6 protein-coding genes are annotated in these 14,904 nt (G+C 71.0%); all 6 read right to left on the bottom strand.

Annotated features, from left to right (window positions below; all coding sequences use genetic code 11):
• Nucleotides 1-76: 76 nt before the first annotated feature.
• Nucleotides 77-1,096, bottom strand: coding sequence for a methyltransferase (locus ACZ4D5_RS40225; protein WP_467777459.1), 1,020 nt, complete (start codon nt 1,094-1,096; stop codon nt 77-79).
• Nucleotides 1,093-5,385 carry a type I polyketide synthase gene (locus tag ACZ4D5_RS40220; protein ID WP_467777458.1) on the bottom strand — a complete coding sequence of 1,431 codons (4,293 nt, stop codon included), beginning with the start codon at nt 5,383-5,385 and terminating at the stop codon, nt 1,093-1,095. Before ACZ4D5_RS40220 ends, ACZ4D5_RS40225 begins: the two co-directional genes overlap by 4 nt.
• The gene (locus tag ACZ4D5_RS40215; RefSeq protein WP_467777457.1) at nt 5,382-8,810 is read right to left on the bottom strand and encodes a non-ribosomal peptide synthetase; all 3,429 of its coding nucleotides are present in this window, start codon (nt 8,808-8,810) and stop codon (nt 5,382-5,384) included. Before ACZ4D5_RS40215 ends, ACZ4D5_RS40220 begins: the two co-directional genes overlap by 4 nt.
• A gap of 65 nt (nt 8,811-8,875) precedes the next feature.
• Entirely contained in the window at nt 8,876-9,619 is a 744-nt protein-coding gene (locus ACZ4D5_RS40210) for a YqcI/YcgG family protein (protein ID WP_467777456.1), read from the bottom strand.
• Between the two features lie 39 nt (nt 9,620-9,658).
• Nucleotides 9,659-11,071: a cupin domain-containing protein gene (locus tag ACZ4D5_RS40205; RefSeq protein WP_467777455.1), complete on the bottom strand. Its 1,413-nt coding sequence runs from the start codon at nt 11,069-11,071 to the stop codon at nt 9,659-9,661.
• Nucleotides 11,072-11,144: 73 nt separating this feature from the next.
• On the bottom strand, nt 11,145-14,639 hold the full coding sequence (locus ACZ4D5_RS40200; protein WP_467777454.1) for a non-ribosomal peptide synthetase: 3,495 nt from the start codon (nt 14,637-14,639) through the stop codon (nt 11,145-11,147).
• Between the last annotated feature and the right edge of the window lie 265 nt (nt 14,640-14,904).

The following is a 14,904-nucleotide window of genomic DNA, read 5'->3' as shown; positions in this document are numbered from 1 at the left end:
TGTCGAGTCCTCTTCGTATCCTCGCTAGTTGGGACGTGGGTACGTCATTTCGGTCCTGCACCCCTGCCGCGGACCGCTACACCGGCCGCGCCTCCAGCACCGACTCGCTGTCGGGGAAGTTCCACTGCTCGGTGGCCGTCAGATTCACCTGGGTGAAGAGCTCCTGGTACTCGTCATAGGAGCGGAGCCGGGCACCGAGCAGCGCGAACATGTACAGATCGAGCTGGCGCGGGTAGTGCGTGCGGTCGCTCGCGCTCGGCGTCTGGCCGACGATGACCATCCGGCTGTCCGGCTTCATCACGGAGCGCACCGACGCGAGGATGCGCAGCGAGTCGGCGTCGTTCCAGTTCCCGATCACACGGGACAGCAGGTAGACGTCGCCCGAGTCCGGGATCTCGTCGAAGAAGCTGCCGGGTACGAGGGTGACGCGGTCGGCGACTCCCGCCTCGGTCATCGTGCGTTCCGCGTTGGCCACGACGTGCGGGAGATCGAGGAGCGTTCCGGTGAGGTGCGGGTGGCTCTTGAGGACGCTGGCCAGCATGGCGCCCCGGCCGCCGCCGACGTCGACGACGTGGCGCGCCCGGGAGAAGTCGAAACTGGACAGCAGGTTGTCGACGGCAGCCGACGACGTCATGGCCTTGTCGAACAGCGTCGCGAACTCCCGGTTGGACGCCATGTACTCGAAGAACCCCTTGCCGTAGGGCACGGAGAAGCACGGTTCGCCGGTGCGCGCCGTGTGGATCGCGTTCGCCCAGGTGCGGTTGAACTCCTCACGGCAGGTCAGGGCGCACATGTTGCGCATGCTGGTCGGGTGGTCGGACGTGAGGACCTGGCCCACATCGGTCAACTCGAAGGTCCTGGGGGACGGTTCGGCCAGCACACCGGCGGCGCACGCGGCACGCAGGAACGGCAGCAGGCCCTCCGCGTCGGCCTCGACCTCCTTGGCGATGTCGGTGTGGGAGCGCGGGGTCGACAGCACATCGGGGACGTTCAGCTCGCACAGCACCGAGACGGCCTGCGAGAGCAGTCCGGTGGTCATCAGCTCGCGGACCCGCAGGGTGGCCGGCACGGACTCGACGTTCTTTGAAGTGGTCACGCTTCCTTCTCCTCCAGCACAGTGGCTATCCCGGAAATGGTCAGCCGGTCGTTGACGTACAGCTGACGGATCGACATGTTGACGGTGAACTCCTCGCGCAGACTGGCGACCACCCGCATGAGCAGCAGGGACTCGCCTCCCAGCTCGAAGAAGTTGTCGTCGGCGCCGATGGCGTCGATGCCGAGCGAGGTGCGCCAGATCGCCGCCACGCGGCGCTCCAGGTCGTTGCGCGGCGCCACGTACGGCGTGCTGAGCGGCGGACGGGCCCGGCCGTCCTGGCCGTCCAAGGGCCCGGACTCCGTGTCCGCTTCGGCCTCGTGGTCCCGCGCGGCGCCACGGTCTTGGGCCGCGACCGCACCGCTCCCGGCCGCGACGGTGAGAACGGGGTGGCCGGGGGTGCGCAGCGCCGCGGCGAGGGCATCGGCGCCGAGCCGGCCGCGTGCGCCGATCTCCTCGCCGTCCACCGGCAGCGCCTCGTCGCTCCATTCGGGGCCCTTGCGCCACCGCAGCAGCCGCCAGCGCAGGCCTTCCGCCGCGGCCGCTTCCACACATGCCTCGGCGAAGGCGCTCACCGCGGCCTCTGCCGCACTGGGGCGTTCGGCCGGCGGGTCGATCAACACCACGGCGCCGAAGGGCTGTTGGGCGCGCCGCTCCCACAGCTCACGCAGCCAGGCCGGCGTGGCCGCCGGATCGGGCGCACCCTCGCCGTCGGGCGCGTGGTCGAGCAGCCTCAGCAGCCCGGGGCGCCCGCCGTCGGCCGCCGCGGCCCCGGCGTCGGCGGCGTCATCGATGAGCGCCTCACCGTCGAACGCGGCCGTCAGGAAGGACACGCACCGGCGTGCCGACGGCAGCCGGCCGTCCGGGACGATCCACCGCCGGGGCAGCGCCGTCAGGTCGCCCTCGGTCGGCTCCACCGGCACGGGGCCGGCCGACCACCGGTGCCTGCCGCGCCAGGCGACGGTCTCCCCGGCTCCGGAGCGGCGCAGTTCGCCCAGCAGCACCTGCCACGTCCGCTCGTCCGGGGCGCCGCGGGACGACAGGCCGTCCACGTCGACAAGCGTGGCGTCGACGCGCGCGCCCTCGCGCCGCCAATGGTCCAACAGGCCCTGGAAGAAGCGGCGTTCGGGCACGATGTCGGCCCCTGTCAGGTCGAAGGCCCCACCGCTGACCACGACGGCGCGCAGGCGCCTCTCCTCGCCGCCGAGCGCGAGAAGGAGGCCTTCGGCGAAGTCCGCGGATGCGGTGACCGCACGCAGCGGATCGGCGGGGCCCGCGGCGTGGCCGAGGACGAGCAACCGGACCTCCGCGTCGCGGTCGCCGTCGTCCCACACGTGTGCGCACAGGGCCTGTACGTCGGCGGGTGCCGCGGGGTCGAGGGCGAAGTGGTCCGGGCCCGGGTTCTCGAACGCGTCGGCGAAACGCACCCGGACCACGCGCTCGCCCTCCTCCAGGAGGTCGGCCGGGGGCCCTTGCCGCTCCTCACCGCCGACCACGAGAAGGACCGACGTACGGGCCGCCGCCGGCCGCGCCACGGGCGGCTCCGGCATGCCGGAGCCGCTCCATTCCCGGGCCGTGAGCAGGGAGTTCACCTCTCGTCCCGGCCGCTCGGCGGCGTCGGGCCGCACGACGGCGCGCTCCACCCAGAACCGCTTGCGCTGGAAGGGGTAGCCGGGCAGGGACACGGTCCGTCCGGGCCGTCCCTCGCGGGTCGCCGTCCAGTCGACCTCCACGCCGCTCGTCCACAGCCGGGCGACGGCGTTGAGCAGGACGCGGGGGTCGGACTGTTCGCCGTACGCGTGCCGGATCGCCGCGACGGCCGGTGTGGAGGTCCCCAGGGTGTACTCGGCGAGCTTCACCAGGCCGCCGCTGGGCCCGGCCTCCAGCAGGGCGGGAGGATGGTCGGCCGCCAGGGCCCGCAGACAGTCGCGGAACCGTACGGTGCCGCGCGTGTGCCGCACCCAGTGCTCGGGGTCGCACGCCATCTCCGCGGTCAGCCAGTCGCCGGTCAGGTTGGTGACGATCGGGATGGCGGGCTCGCGCAGGGTCACCTTCTTCACCACGGCGCGCAGTTCGTCGAGCACCGGGTCGAGCGCCACCGAGTGAACGGCGCCGGGGACGCGCAACCGGTGCTGGTCGATGCCCTGTTCGGTGAGGCGCTTCTCCAGCTCCATGATGGCTTCATGGGTGCCGGAGACCGTGCACATGCCCGGCGCGTTCACGGCCGCCAGGGAGGTGCCGTCGATCAGGTGCCGCCCGACGTCGTCGCCGTCGAGCAGCACGCTCAGCGCCATGCCGCCCGCCTTCTCGATCAGCCGCTCGCGCTCGGCGACCAGCGGCAGCATGTCCTCCAGGTCCATGACACCGGCGACACAGGCAGCCGTGTACTCGCCGAGGCTGTTGCCCAGTACGGCGGTGGGGCGCACGCCCCAGGAGGCCAGCAGGGCGGTCACGGACCACTCGTTGGCGGCGATCGCCGGCAGGCGCAGGACGGGAACGTCGACGTTCTCCCTGCTGGGCTCCGCGTCACCGGGCGGGTAGAGCGCCGCCAGCAGGTCCACGCCGCAGGCCGACTCGACGATGCGCGCGCACCGGTCCATCTCCCGCCGAAAGACCGGATAGCTCTCGTACAGCTGCTGGCCCATGCGCTGGTACTGCGAACCGCCGCCCGGGTACATGAACACCACGTCCCTGGGCCGCCCGCCCGTGTCGCCCCGGACGCCGTCCCCGCCGCGCAGCGCCTCGGCGAGCTCCTCGGGTCCTTCGGCGACGACGGCCCGTCGGTGGTGCATGGGCCGCCGCCCGGTCTGCAGCGTATGGGCGAGGTCGCCGATGTGGAGTCCGGGCTCTCGGGCGATGTGCTCGCTCAGTTCCTTGCCCAGGTCGCTCAGCGCCTTGGGCGTCGCCGCGGACAGGAGGGTGACCTCCGGGCGTCCGTCGTGCTCGCGCGCGGTCCTGTGCGGCGCCTCCTCGAGGACCACGTGGGCGTTGGTGCCGCCGACGCCGAACGAGCTGACCCCGGCCAGGCGCGGCACGTCGGTGCGCTCCCACGGCCGCAGTTCGCCAAGGACCACGAAGGGGGAGCCCGCGAAGTCGATCAGTTCGTTGGGCTCGTCGAAGTGGACGGTCGGGGGGATCGCCTCGTTCTCCAGGGCGAGGACCGTCTTGATCAACCCCGCGATCCCCGCGGCGGCGTCCAGGTGCCCGAGGTTGGACTTCACCGAACCGAGGACGCAGTACCCCTTCTTGTCGGTGCTCGCCGCGAACGCCTTCGTCAAGGCGCTGACCTCGATCGGGTCGCCCACCGGGGTGGCGGTGCCGTGTCCCTCGACGTAGCCGATCGCATCGGCGGTCACCCCCGCCACCGCGTGGGCCGCCACGATGACGTCGCGCTGTCCCTTGACGCTGGGAGCGGTGAAACCGACCTTGCGCGAGCCGTCGTTGTTGACCGCCGAACCCTTGATCACCGCGCGGATGGTGTCGCCGTCGGCCAGCGCGTCCTCCAGCCGCTTGAGGAGGACGACTCCGACGCCGTCCCCGGGTGACATGCCCGCTCCCTTCGAGGAGTACGGGCGGCAGTGGCCGTCCGGGGAGAACGGCCCGTCGGGTACGTACTGGTAGCCCAGTTTCGCGCTGGGGTTCACCGAGGCCCCGCCCGCCAGGGCCAGGTCGCACCGGTACTCCAGCAGGTCCTGACAGGCGGTGTGCACGGCGACCAGGGACGTCGAACAGGCGGTCTGCACGACGAAGCTCGGCCCGGTCAGGTTCAGCAGGTAGGAGACCCGGGTCACCAGGGCGCTGGCGGCGTTGGCCACCGAGCCGATGAAGGAGTCGACGGTTCCCGGTTTGCGGGCGTACATCGGGTAGACGTTGTCCAGGTAGTACTGGCTCGACGAGGCGCCCGCGTAGACCCCGATCTCCCCGTCGTACTCGCCGGGCACGTACCCGGCCTGCTCGAAGGCGTGATGAGCGCATTCCAGGAACACGCGCTGCTGGGGGTCGAGGAGTTCGGCCTCGGCCGGCTGGAACCCGAAGAACTCGGCGTCGAACCGGTCGATGTCGTCCAGGGTGCAGGCGACCCTGACGAGGTTGGGGTCCGTCAACCGGTCGGGCGCGCCTCCGGCCTCGATGAATTCCTGGTCGCCGACCGGCCGGATGGCTTCCTTCCCGGCCTTCAGCATCTCCCAGAACTCCCGGAGCGTCGGCGCCCCGGGGAACCTCCCCTCCATCGCGATCACCGCGATGTCGGGTGCTTCGCCGCCCGCGTCCTCCGTGCCCGTGTCCGTGCTCATGACGCCTCCTTCACACTGCCGGTGCGGCCGCGGCCGACGCGCGCGCGGCGCTGCCGGCCGGCACGGCCCCGTATCTTTTCGACCTCCCGCGCCTCTTCGTCGCCGAGGGCGCCCGTGCCCGCTTCGAGGTGCCGGGCCACCGAGACGACCGTCGGGTTCTCGAACAGCTCGACCACGGGGACGTCGTGGCCGAGCTCGCGGCGGATCTCGGTCTGCACCTTCACGACCAGCAGGGAGTGCCCGCCGAGGTCGAAGAAGTTCTCGTGGACGCCCACCTGTTCCACGCCCAGCGTCCGTGCCCAGATGGCCGCGACGGCCTCCTGCAGCGCGCCCTGCGGTGCGGTGTACGCCGTCTTCCTGCGCTCGTCCTGTGGGATGTCGACCGAGCCCAGCTCGTCCCTGTCGACCTTGCCCGAGCTCTTCAGCGGGAGCGACGGCATCAGCACCACGGTCGGCGGCACCATGTACGAGGGAACGCGGTCGGTGAGCCAGGCGCGGAGTTCCTCGGGGGTGGCGGCGCTGTCGCCCGTGGCGACGAAGGCCACCAGCTGACGACCGAGGCTGCCGCGGGTGCGGATCATGACGGCGGCCTGCCGGACGCCGGGGTGGGCGGCCAGTTTGGATTCGATCTCCTCCAGTTCGATGCGCCGCCCGTTGAGCTTGACCTGGTTGTCGGCGCGGCCGACGAACTCGATCTGCCCGTCGGCCCGGTGCCGGGCCAGGTCACCTGTGCGGTAGAGCCGTTCGCCGGGCAGGAACGGATCCTCGACGAACCGCTCCGCGGTGCGCTCCGGGTCGTTGAGATAGCCGCGCGCCAGCGGGAGCCCGCCGATGTGGATCTCGCCGACCGTGCCCACCGGCACCGGCTTGCGCGCGCCGTCCAGCAGGTGGATGCGGGTGTTCGGGTTGGGCCTGCCGATGGTGATGTCCCGGACGTGGTCGGCGCTCTCGTAGACGCGGCAGGTGACGCCGATCGTCGCCTCAGCGGGGCCGTAGCCGTGGTACATGCGGGCGCCGCACTGCTGCCGGAACCGGAGGTACAGCTCAGGGGAGAGCACTTCTCCCCCGCACCACACGTGTCTGAGGCTGCGGAACGCCTCGGCCGCGTCGTCGCGTTCGACCATCAGGTCGAGCATGGAGGAGACCAGATAGACGAAGGTGACCCGGTGCTCGGCGATCAGGGAGAGCAGATACGAGACGTCGCCCTCCCCGCCGGGTTTGGCCAGTACCAGGCGGCAGCCGCTCGCCAGCGGCAGGAAGATCTCGTTGATGGAGATGTCGAAGCTGACCGGCGCCTTGTGCAGGACGGTGTCAAAGTCCGTCAGTTCGAGGAGGTCGGCCTGCCAGGGCAGCCGGTTCACGATGCCCGCATGGGTGATCATCGCGCCCTTGGGCACCCCGGTGGAGCCGGACGTGTAGATGACGTACGCGACGTCGTCCAGGGCAGCCGTGACCTCCATGGCGTGCCGCTCCCGGCTCGCGACGAGATCTTCGTCGGCGGCCAGGTCCACGTGGGCGACGTCCGGAGCCATGGCGGCGAGCTCGGCCCTGGAGAGCATCGGCCCGCTCGTCACCAGAGCGGCGAGGCCCGCCGTGGAGATCAGTTCCTGTTTGCGCAGCGCCGGCCAGGCCGGGTCGTAGGGAATGAACGCGGCGCCCGCCTTGAGCGCGGCCAGCATGGCCACGACCAGCTCGGGCGACCGTTCGAGGAGTACGCCGACGTATGCGCCGGGAGTCACGCCGCACGCCACCAGATGGCGCGCCAACTGGTTGGCGCGGGCGTCCAGTTCGGCGTAGCTCAGGCGCTGGTCGCCGAAGACCAGCGCCTCGGCGTCCGGCCTGCGGCGCACCTGTGCGGCGAAGAGGCCCGGGAGGGTGGTCCGCGGCAGGTACTCGGGACGTTCGGTGGCGTTCCACTCGTGCACGACCCGCTCGTACTCGGCGTCGGGCAGCAGCGGCAGCTCGCTGATCCTGCGTGCGGGGTCGGCGATGACCCCGTCCATCAGGGTGGCCAGATGGCCGAGGACCCGGTCGACGCCCTCGGCGTCGAACATCCGCTGGGCCCCGGTGCCGGTGAGGACGAGCCCGTCGGGCCCCGACACCACCTCGACCGCGAGGTCGAAGCGCGTCGTGCCGTTGAACACCGGGAACTCCTGCCAGCTCTGGCCGGGGAAGTCGATGTCCGGCGGCAGCGTGAGCCCGCGCTGGGTGAACATCACGTTGAACAGGCCGGATCCGTCGCGCTTGCGTGGTGGCCGTACGGCCTCCACGACCTGGTCGAAGGGCACTTCCTGCTCTCCGAACGCGTCGATGCAGCGCTGCTGGACCTCGGTGAGGAGCTCGGTGAAGCGCGGGTCCCCCTCGGCGTCGAACCGCAGCATCAGCGTGTTGCCGAAGTTGCCGATCAGCGGCTCCAGTTCGGGGCTCGGACGGTGCACGGCGACCGTGCCGACGGCGAGGTCGCCGCTGCCCGAGTAACGGCCGAGCACAGCGGCCAGGCAGGCCAGCGTCGTCATGAACAGGGAGGCGCCGGAGCCCTTCGCGAGGGCGCGGATGCCCGCGCTGGTCCGCCGCGACAGGGCCAGGCGCCGGCGGACTCCGTTCTCGGACCGCTCCTTGAGGGCGCCGCCGGCCATCGGCAGCGCGACGGGGGCGGGCCACGGGTCGAGCCTGCCGCGCCAGTAGGCCAGCGACTCCGCGAACTCCCCTGACGCGACGCGCTGTTGCTCCCACCGCGCGAACCGCGCATATGTGACCGGGGGCGGGGCGCTACCGTCCGGCCGTCCCTCCTCGTCCGAACGGTAGTGCTCCGCCACGGTGTTGAGCAGGGGCGCCCAGCTCCGGTCGTCGACGGCGATGTGGTGCGCGCTGAGCACCAGGGCGTGTTCGCGTGCGCCCAGGCGAAGGTGCAGCGGCCGCAGCGGACAGTCCTCGGCCAGGTCGAAGGCGGGCCTGCCGTGCTCCTCCGCGAGGCGTGCGACCGTGGCGTCGAGGGCGTCGCCCGCCGGGAGGTCCCGGCAGTCGACGCTGTCCCAGGGCAGTTCGACGGAGGGCAGGACGAGTTGCACGGGCAGGCCGTCGGCGTCGGTCCGGTAGACGGTCCGCAGGATGTCCTGGTGCGCGACGACCATTTCGAAGGCACGGCGGAGCCGCGCCGGGTCCAGGTCGCCGCTGATCCTGAAGCCGACACAAATGTTGTACGAGGCGCTGCTCGGGTCCCGCTGCTGCGCGAACCACATGCGCCGCTGGGCCGAGGACAGCGTGTGGGGGCCTGGCCCGAGCCGGGGGAAGCTGTCCGCTTCGGACGCGCCGTCCTCATGGCCGAAGCCCCGCTCGGCGAGCAGCCGGCGGATGCGCTCCTGCCTCGCGGTGGCGGCGGTCCGGCCCGGCGCGTCCTCGTTCCGACCCGGGTGTTCCTCAGTCATACCCTTGCCTTCTCTAGTCGGATTCCTTCTCTTCGGATGCCTTCTCTAGTCGGAGCACGGGCGCGTCAGGTGTGGTGGAACGGGCACGCGGGGGCCTTCGTCTCGTCGTCGTCGAAGAGGAAGTACTGCCGCCACTCCCGGTTGTCCGGGTCGCCGTAGTTGCCGAGTTCGGGCGAGGGCTCCCCGCCGTCGAAGGCGCGCAGCCGGTTGCGGATGACGCGGCGGGCCGCCCAGCCCCGCGAGGTGTTGGGGTCCAGTTCCTCGAAGACCCACCGGGGCTGGAAGGTGATCATGAAGCAGGGGTTCGACCTGCTCCTGCGGGCGGTGTGCGCGGGCGTGTTGCACACGACGAAGATGGAGGTGCCGCCGAAGCTGAACTCCCAGTGCTTGTCGTCGGTGTCCTTGGGTATCTCCGCCGGCCAGCTCTCGGTGTCGCGCTCGTGCAGGAACTGCAGCACCTCCCAAAACTTCTGGTAGTAGTCGCCGACCTTGCCGACCTCTTCCTGGCCCGGCCGGAAGAGGACGATGAGGGAGGTCTCCCGCGAGATGCTCCGGTAGACCGACAGGTACGCGCGGATGATGTCCGGGAGGGCCTCCCAGCCGCTCCGGTCGGGCCCGTCGTCGATGAACCCGAACCGGAGCCCCGCCTTCTTCGCCGCGGACACCGCGAAGGTGCACGGAAAGGGCGCGTCCGTGGAGGTGAGGGTCTCCAGCAGGTCCGCGGCGTACGGAACTCCCCAGTCCGGTAGGTCACCTATCACCTGGGAGGTCAGCTCCCTGACGACCGACTGGGATTTCGTCGACAGCATTGGCTCGCTCCACCTCTGTTCGAAAGTCGTCCGAGCGGGTCAGACGATCCTGTTCAGCAGGTCGTCAGGGATGATCGGCTGGTGGTACGTGCACTCTCCGGAGAGCACGGTCGAGCCGTGCAGCCGGGACACCGGGATCAGGAGCTTGTCTCCCTGGTGCAGCTCGATCTTGTGCGTGACGTTGTTCCAGAAGTGCATCTGGCCGGCCTCGATGACGACCAGGCGGTGCTCGTCGTGCACGTGGGTGGTGGAGGTCTCCTCCCAGGACTCGACGAAGGTGTCCAGGTCGATCTCGATGCGCTCGTCCTCGAGGTACTTGTGGATCCTCCTGGCCTTGTCCTGGTACTCGCCGATGCTGTCCGCCCAGGTCACCTGCGCGTACAGGTCGCGCTCCCACAGGTCCGCGTACCAGGCGGCGTCCGCGAATCCGCGGTGGAACCCCTCGACGACCGGCTGCTCGCCGTACCGGTCGATCAGCGGGTCGAGCAGCCGGCCCACGCGAGCCGTCAGGCCCGGTGCTGTGACCTCGTGGCCGTTCTCGAAGTACGCCGTTTCGGTCTGCAGGCACTCGGTGAGTACGGCGCGGAGCCGATCGCGGTGGAGGGCCTCGTCGATCCACTGGTGCGTCAGGGCGCCGAGGAAGGCGAACAGGCGCTCGCGGTTCGCGGAGACGTGGTGGAGGTAGTTCCCGCGCGCCAGCGAGGAGTTCAGGTACAGCTGCCAGTACGCGGCGGCGGCCGTCTTCAGCCCGGCACCGGCCAGCAGCCTGCCGTACTGCGGCGCGGCGGCGACCCAGTCGCGGTACTGGTCGACCAGGAGCGGGCGCAGGGAGTCGTGCGCGAGGTCGTACTCGCCGAGTGCCGCCCTGCCCACCGCGTTGTTCACGGCGGGCGTGAAGGCGCTCAGCTGCAGCAGCAGGAAGGTGGCGGCCTCGCGCTTGTCCTTGGTGTTCAGGACCGCTTCGATGCCCTGGTGCGGGCGGCCCTCGCGCTCCTCGAGGAACCCGACGACGTGGCGTTCGAGCGCGGCGCGCGTCGGGGTCCGCAGCGGTGTCCTCTCCCCGTCGAGGAGGGTGAACAGGTGCCGTTCGAGCACCGGCTTGGCGAGTGCGCTCAGCTCACGGTTGCGGTCGCTGTAGAAGGCCTCCTGGTCGGCGGTGACCGCGGCGGCGTTCTCCGGCGGCAGGTAGAGGGAGTCGAGGTCGTACACGTTCCGCAGCATGCGGTGTCCCAGGAAGCCGCTCAGCTTCAGTGCGTCGGCCGAGGGCAGCGGGCGGCTGTAGTCGAGCCAGGCCAGGTCGTCCGGCCGGACCGGGCGCCGGTAGGGGTTTCCCTCCGTCGTCAGCTCGTCCCACTCCGCGGCCCGGAACGCCCTGTTGGCGGCGAACGCCTTCAGGATCTCGTTCGGGTCCTGCGCCTCGTGGGGAAGTGCGGGTTCCTTCGCCTCTGCCACTGTGCTTGTCCCTTCGGTATGACGGTCGGCCAGGTGGAAACAAGGTCCAGGGGGTGGTGCGGGCCGGCCGGGGTCACCGGTCCACGGACCGCGACGCGGCCAGGAGTTCCTCGTCGGTCATCGAGGCGACCTCGCGGTAGATCGCCGCGGCCTGCTCGATGCGGCCCGGCACGCTCTGCTTCGACGCCAGGCGCACGGCGAGCGCGCGTATCGTCCGGGCGGCGAAGAGGTCGGCCACCTTCGGTTCGGTGGTGTCGAGCCATTCCCGGATCTGGGCGACCGCCTTCGTCGCGAGGACGGAGTCGCCACCGACGGCGAAGAAGTCGTCCTCGACGCTGATCGGTCCGGTGCCGAGCACCTTGCGCACGATCTCCGCGAGCGCGGCCTCCAGGTCGTCGGCCGGCTCGACGTGCGGCAGCTCGGGCGGGGTGCCTGCGCGCAGGACCGCGCCGACCGCCTTGCGGTCGAGCTTGCCGTTCGGGGTCAGGGGGAACTCCTCGAGGATCTCGAGCCGTTCCGGAATCATGTGCGGCGGCAGCATGTCCGCCACGGCCCGCAGGAGCGCCGCCTCGTCGGCCTCCGCGGTCAGGGTGACCGCGGCGATCAGCTTCTGCGACGTCTTGCCGACCACTTCGGCCATGGCGTGGTGCACGGCGGGCACGGCCCGCAGCGCCGCCTCGACCTCGCCGAGCTCGATGCGGTAGCCGCGCAGCTTGACCTGGTTGTCGCGGCGGCCGAGGAACTCCAGGGTTCCGTCGGGCCAGTAGCGGCCCATGTCGCCGGTGCGGTACCAGCGCTCTCCTTCATGGGTGACGAAGCGGTCGGCGGTGCGTGCGGCATCGTTGCGGTAACCCTCGGCCACGCTGCGGCCGCCGATCCACAGTTCGCCGGGGACCCAGTCCGGGCAGTCGCGGCCCCGGGCGTCGACCACGCGGAAGCGCTGGTTGCTCAGCGGCGTGCCGTAGGGGATGGACCGCCAGTGGGCGGGCACCGCCGTGACCTCGTGGAAGTTGGACCAGATGCCCGCCTCGGTGGCGCCGCCCATCCCCACGAGCGCACACCGCCCTGCCGAGGCGTCGCGCAGGGCGCCCGGCAGGTCGAGTCCGATCCAGTCGCCGGACAGGAGCGCGAGGCGCAGGGATTCCGGCAACGGGTCCCCGCCCGTGGTGGTCAGGAGCATCTCCATCAGCGCGGGCACGGTGTCCCACACGGTGACCCGGTGCCTGCGGCACAGGTTCAGCCACTGCTGCGCGTCGCGGCGGTCGGACTCCGCCACCAGGACGAGCGCGCCGCCCGCGCCGAGGAGGCCGAAGATGTCCCACACCGACAGGTCGAAGTCCAGGGCGGACACGGCGAGGACGCGGTCCTCTGCGGTGATGCCGAAGCGTTCGTTGATGTCCTCGATCGTGTTGAGCGCGGCCCGGTGGCACATCTCCACGCCCTTGGGGGTGCCGGTGGACCCGGAGGTGAAGATGACGTACGCGGTCTCGCCGGGGTCGACCTCGACCGGGGCCGGCAGGGGCGCGTCGAAGCGTGCGGCCTCCCGGACGCCCAGGAGGCGGTCCGCGGCCGCGGCCGCGTCGTCCTCGCAGAGCGTCAGGGACACGTCGCCCGCCTTCTCGATCTGCGCGCGACGCGCGGCGGGCTGCTCGATGCCGATGGGGACGTAGCAGGCGCCCGCGGCGAGGACGCCGAGGACCGCTGCGATCTGGTCGGGCCCCTTGGGGAGGTGCACGGAGACGGTGTCCCCCGGGCGCACTCCGTGCGCGGCGAGCGCGCCCGCGATCCGCAGGGCGCTGTCGCTCAGCTCGGCGTAGGTCAGCGTGCCTTCGGTGTCCCACAGCAGGGCGGGCGCGTCCGGCGTGGCGGCCGCGTGGGCGAAGAAGCCCCGGTGCAACAGCCCGTCCGGAACCTCCCGTTCGACGCTGTTGACCTTCGCGCGCACATCGCGCTGCTCCGGCGGGAGGCCGTCGCGGAGGATCCGGTCCCAGTTGTCGTCGTCGCCGAGCAGCTCGTCGATCATCTCCCGGTGGCGACGGAACATCGTGTCCATCATCCCTGCGGGGAAGGCGTGTTCCCGTACGTCCCAGTTGAGCAACAGCCCGCCGCGCAACTCCACCACTTGGGCGTCGAGCACGACCTGCGGCCCCTGGGAGATGATCCACACGGGCTCGCCGAACGCCTCGACGACGCTGTCGCGGAACAGCTCGCCGAGGTCGAGTCCGCTGGTGTAGACGACCGAGGCCAGTACGGGTTCGCCGCGCAGGCGCCCCAGGTCGCGCAGGACGTCGAGGCCGGGGTAGGCGGCGTGCGACGCCCTGGTGTGCAGGGTGTGCTGGAACTCCCTGGCGCGTTCGAGCATGGTCGACGAGCCGGTGACGTCCACGTCGAGAAGCACCGAGCTGCTGAAGTCGCCGACCAGCTTCTCCACGTCGGGGTGCAGGGGTTCACGGTTGAACAGCGGCAGGTTGAGCAGGAACCGCTGCTCGCTCGACCACTGTCCGACGATCTCGGCGAAGATCGAGGCGAGGACCGTGGCCGGGGTGACACCGTTCCTGCGGGCCCGCTCGACGAGGCGCCGCTTGCTCTCCGGGTCGAGCCAGTGTTCGTAGCGGACGCTGTGGAGCGGGTCCTCCTGTTCCGATTCCGGGACCAGGGGCAGCGCGGGGGCGCCCGGCAGCTGCGGGAGGACCTCGCGCCACCACTCCTGCTCGCGCCGGTGCGCCGGGGCGTTGACGGTGGCGTAATCGGCCAGGTAGTCGCGGAAGTTGTACGACAGGGGCCCCAGGTCGCTCGCCCCGCTGGTGTAGAGCTCCGCGAGGTCGGCCAGCAGGATGCGGTAGCTCAGCGCGTCCGCCGCCATCATGTCGACGTCCGCGTGCAGCCGCGTCCGTCCGTCGGGCAGCAGGGTCAGGGAGATGTCGACCAGCTGGCCGAGGTCGGTCCGCATGCGCTGGTGCGTCTTCTCCTGGCGGATCCGCTCCAGGGTCGTCTCGACCTCGGCGGGCTCCGCGTCCCGCAGATCGGTGACCGACCAGACGGGAACGCCGGGCGCGTCGAGCACCCGCTGGGTCCCGTCGTCAAGGAACTGGCTGCGCAGCATGCCGTGGCGGCGAATCAGGGCGGCCACGGCACGCTCAAGGCGTGCGGGGTCCACCCCTTGGCCGTCGAACTCCGCGTACAGGTGGGAGGCGACTCCGCCGAGCGCCTGCTCGTCCTTGCTGCCGATCCAGTAGCCGTGCTGCATCGTCGCAAGGCCGAAGGGCTCGCTGTCCGAGGGGCGTTCGCCCGGCTCAGGCGGCGTGCGCTCCGGCCGCACCGTGGCCTTGCCGCCGGATCGCTCCGCCACCAGCTCGGTCCACGCCCGCACCGACGGCCGCAGGGCGAGCTCGGAGAAGTTGACGCGGACGCCCTTGCGGCGCAGCCCGGCGGCGATCTTGATCATCCGCATCGAGTGCAGGCCCAGCGTGACCAGGTTGTCGTCCATGTCGATCTCTGCGGGATCCAGCTCGAGCTCGCCGGCCACCAGCGTGCGGATCTCTTCTCGGCCCCACACAACGTCTCCCACGGTCACTCCTCCGATGGTCGGCTCGGGTTGGCAGGTTTCAGGCAGCGCCGAGTGGCCCAGGGCGGGAGCCGTCGGGCAGGCGTCACTGTCACTGCCGGCCGCCGGGAAAAGCCATTTCCACGCATCCGCCCCAGAGGCGTGAGCGTGAATTGCTTTCACCAGCCACGGCGGTCCGGGATCATTAAGCTACGACCCCTCGGAACACACTGTCAACCAATTTATGGATGCGTATCGAAGTCGCGGGAGCAATTACCTAAGCGTTCTC

The organism is Streptomyces sp. NPDC025651, from assembly GCF_055558735.1.
This window is presented reverse-complemented; position numbering and strand designations above follow the sequence as displayed.

Bases quoted from the DNA above. Each gene is read 5' to 3' on its own strand.
- ACZ4D5_RS40220 (WP_467777458.1), bottom strand. From the start codon at position 5,385: ATGAGCACGGACACGGGCACGGAGGACGCGGGCGGCGAAGCACCCGAC.
- ACZ4D5_RS40215 (WP_467777457.1), bottom strand. From the start codon at position 8,810: ATGACTGAGGAACACCCGGGTCGGAACGAGGACGCGCCGGGCCGGACC.
- ACZ4D5_RS40210 (WP_467777456.1), bottom strand. From the start codon at position 9,619: ATGCTGTCGACGAAATCCCAGTCGGTCGTCAGGGAGCTGACCTCCCAG.